Below are 3,451 nucleotides of genomic sequence, written 5' to 3' on the forward strand. Positions count from 1 at the left end.
AACGAAGAGGTTATGGATTTAGAAACTTCAACAATTTTAAATTAAGAAGTTTTCTAACTTGGCATTTCGCCAGCTAGTTTCAGTTTTTTTTACATACCATGTTCGGTAGAGCCTAAAAATTTAATGTTTTCTTTATATCTTGAGGAATAATTATGAGAAGAATACTCAGTTGGTAGTCGAGTTTACAACAAACGGGGATCGCTCGGTGTTAACTTAATTAATGTAGTTTAATTCTAGTGGCGCAAAGCTCCTCGGCAGTTATGGCTCAAATACTTGATCCCGTCCCTTTTGGTAACACCAATTACATTCTCTGCTGCTACGTCAATGCTACAAGCCACATTCAAATTGCTCGGATTAGTAATATTCCGAACTGGTACTTCGAGCGTGTTGTGTTTCCCGGACAACGCTTAGTGTTTGAAGCACTGCCAGAAGCACTTCTGGAAATTCATTCAGGAATGATGGCAAGTGCCATTATCTCAGATAACATACCGTGCGATCGGCTGTGTATCGACGAAAAAAAGGATTCTGATTTTAATAATAAAATTTTTGAAGACAAAGAACAAACAGAGGATAACAAGCAAAAAGTTGCAGTTCAGAAGAAGAAAACCCTGGAAACCACTGAATCTTTAACAACCACTTATATCGGCTAATAAGCTTGTAAAATTTGAGCGTTGCAAAGGGTTGTCGGTATCGGCAGCCTTTTTTTAGTCATTAGTCAGCTAGGAGTTGTAAGGGTGTCAAATTGAGATTTTATGAGGTTCTAACAACCTAACAACGTTCCAACGCCAACGAATAACTAATAATCAGCTAAAATATTAAGATAGTATGCGGAAACTGCTATATTTGGCGCTGGATGAGTTAAAGAGTGAATCTACCTTCCTTTATTTGGCTTTGGAAAATTGCTGCTTGGTCGATGGGTTTGTCACTCGTCGCCTATCTACTGCTGGGCGTAACTGGCATTTGGATGTTTAGGGCGCGTCAGCAAGAGCATTCCCGTCCCCAATGGTTGCGACCTTTTCACTACACCACTGGCGCGATAATGGTGGGTTTGGTCTTGCTGCTGCTAGCCATTGGGATTGTAGGAACGCTAGGTCATTATGGCAGCTTGGGTCACTCGGCGCATTTAATCGCTGGAGGGGCGGTGGTGGCGCTGGTGTTACTTTCAGCTGGGAGTGCTACTTTAATTAGCTCGAATCGAGCTTGGGCGCGTTCGGTTCATGTCGCAACTAATCTGGTACTGCTGGTTGGATTCGTCTGGGTAACGCTGACAGGCTGGAGCGTTGTGCAAAAATATTTACCTTAGATTCTCATTTTTGTAACACTTAAATTTATACAAATAGATAGAGGCAAAGGTTTCACAATCTAGCTATTTGCTTAAAAACCAATCGCTATCCGCAACAAGAACGCGATCGCACTTCTTCTATCTTCACTCTCGCCATCTTTAGTTAACATGAAAATGTAGGCTTACCCCACCCTTCTAATGAGTAGTCCGTTCGTCGCCGTAATTCTAGTAATGCTTATTGCCGCCTTGGTAGGCAGCGCGGTAGGTTTACGATCTCCCCTTGGTAGCAATGGCAACGAAGTGATTCCTCCTACGGCTGGAACATCAAATTCCACCGCTTCCCCTGCACCAGCCAGCAACGAAACTGCCCAAATTCCACAACAAACAACTCCCCAAACAACAATAAGCCCTACGGCAACGCCATCTCCCACAGCAACACCATCTCCCACAGCAACACCATCTCCCACCCCATCTCCCACTGGCACCCAGAGGAATACCACAGGTGGTGGCCCATATTATGATGATGAAGAGGAGCCAGTGCGGGCGTTGTGGTGATATTTTCTGGGAAAGCTTCAGGAGTATGTTGCTTCAGACGCAATTAATCGCGGCTGAAGCAATTGATATTGAAGATTCTAGGCGCTATTTTTAACAAAGGCACCTTTACACAATTTGCGATCGCGCTCAACTGCACCCTCTTCAAAGCAAGAGCCACTAAGTTTAACTAATAGCAATGTGCGCTCTTACTCCGCAGTAGAGCTGGGGGGTATTCCATCTAGGGCTGCATTATTGCCCTTGTGCTATCGTACCTTTGATACTTTTTATCCTTTTTCTGCACCCGAACATCGCCAAATGGGGAACGGGTGAAACGAGGAGAAAGTCGCCCTGCTGTTGGGAAGATTGTGCCGTTTTCTGAACAAGTCATGAACAAGTAAAAATCTCCTTGTTCATTTAAACTGATCTGCAAACCTACAAACAAAAAGTTACAAATGAAAGCAATTCAATTTTTTGAATATGGAAATAGTGATGTTTTGCGCCTAGAAGATATCTCTCTACCAGAGCCGAAATCAGAGGAAATTTTAATTAAAATTCACGCTTGCGGAGTAAACTTTGCTGATACTTTAGTGCGGAAGAACCAATACATTTTCACTCCTAGCTTACCTTTCATACCTGGTTTTGAAGTAGCAGGCACAATTGAGAAGTTGGGAACTGAAGTTACAGGTTTCTCTATAGGGCAGCGAGTGGTAGCTTTTATCTCTAATGGTGGCTACGCTGAATATGCAACTGCACCACAGAATTTAACGGCAATTTTGCCAGAAGAAATCGAATTTGTTTCGGGAGCCGCAATTCAAATACATGGGTTGACAGCATTTCATATGCTGAAAACAGTAGCTCAGCTGAAGCCCGGACAAAGTGTACTGGTTAATGCAGCGGCAGGGGGTGTAGGAAGTGTAGCCGTGCAGCTAGCGAAAATCTTCGGTGCTAGTCAGATAGTTGCAACAGCAGGCTCACCTGAAAAGCTGGAATTTGCCCAATCTTTAGGCGCTAATACATTGGTAAATTATCGGGAACCAGACTGGCATGAACAGGTATTGCGTGCTACTGACGGCAAAGGCGTTGACGTGATTCTTGAAGCAGTGGGAGGCGAAACATTTCTCAAAAGTTTAGAATGTCTGGCTAACTTTGGTAAGTTGATTGTATACGGTTCCTCCGGTGGTAGTAGCGTTTTCGACCCAACAATTTTACTCACTAAAAATAAAACTGTTATTGGATTTGGCTTGTACTGCTTTTTGGAAAATACTTTATATAATGAATCTTTGAATACCTTGTTTGAATATATCAAACAGGGAAAACTGAATGTACAGATAAGTGGTAGGTTTCCATTAGCAGAGGCCAGCAAAGTGCATCATTTAATTGAAAGCCGCAGCAGTCAAGGAAAATTAATCTTGCAACCTTAGAGAATCGATAGGTTGCTAATATCTAGCCAGCCTGAATAAATTTAGGGGTAGTCCTGCATAGTAATGCTAATGAACTATAATTTTAATTATTCAACCTACCGTAATTTTTAGCTTATGCAATGCCCCAAGTGCGACTCTCAATACGTTGTAAAAAATGGTCATACTCACACTGGTAAACAAAATTTTAAATGTCGAGATTGTGGCAGACAATTTG

Annotated in this window: 6 protein-coding genes; 5 read left to right on the top strand and 1 reads right to left on the bottom strand. The window is 42.4% G+C overall.

The genetic code is table 11. The annotated features are described in order from the left end of the window. Positions 1-260: 260 nt before the first annotated feature. The 3 genes from NDI42_RS28730 to NDI42_RS28740 all read left to right on the top strand — a co-directional run bounded on the left by NDI42_RS28730 (position 261) and on the right by NDI42_RS28740 (position 1,837). Positions 261-650 carry a DUF1830 domain-containing protein gene (locus NDI42_RS28730; RefSeq protein WP_190450555.1) on the top strand — a complete coding sequence of 130 codons (390 nt, stop codon included), beginning with the start codon at positions 261-263 and terminating at the stop codon, positions 648-650. A 215-nt stretch (positions 651-865) separates the two neighbouring features. Next, on the top strand, positions 866-1,303 hold the full coding sequence (locus tag NDI42_RS28735; RefSeq protein WP_190444322.1) for a DUF4079 domain-containing protein: 438 nt from the start codon (positions 866-868) through the stop codon (positions 1,301-1,303). A 177-nt stretch (positions 1,304-1,480) separates the two neighbouring features. After that, a complete protein-coding gene (locus tag NDI42_RS28740) occupies positions 1,481-1,837 on the top strand; it encodes a hypothetical protein (RefSeq protein ID WP_190424755.1) in 357 nt (118 codons plus the stop codon). Positions 1,838-2,054: 217 nt separating this feature from the next. Here NDI42_RS28740 and NDI42_RS28745 read toward each other — a convergent pair whose 3' ends face one another. Beyond that, positions 2,055-2,204 (bottom strand): hypothetical protein, encoded by a 150-nt coding sequence (locus NDI42_RS28745; RefSeq protein WP_190450557.1) that lies wholly within the window; start codon positions 2,202-2,204, stop codon positions 2,055-2,057. Positions 2,205-2,268: 64 nt separating this feature from the next. On the opposite strand from NDI42_RS28745, the gene NDI42_RS28750 reads away from it, so the two are divergent. Further along, the gene (locus tag NDI42_RS28750; RefSeq protein ID WP_190450558.1) at positions 2,269-3,237 is read left to right on the top strand and encodes a quinone oxidoreductase family protein; all 969 of its coding nucleotides are present in this window, start codon (positions 2,269-2,271) and stop codon (positions 3,235-3,237) included. A gap of 114 nt (positions 3,238-3,351) precedes the next feature. Next, the coding region (locus tag NDI42_RS28755) for an IS1 family transposase (protein WP_190450560.1) at positions 3,352-3,451 on the top strand (100 nt) is incomplete at its 3' end.

The sequence above is a fragment of the Funiculus sociatus GB2-C1 genome (assembly GCF_039962115.1).
Taxonomy (GTDB): Bacteria; Cyanobacteriota; Cyanobacteriia; order Cyanobacteriales; family FACHB-T130; genus Funiculus; species Funiculus sociatus.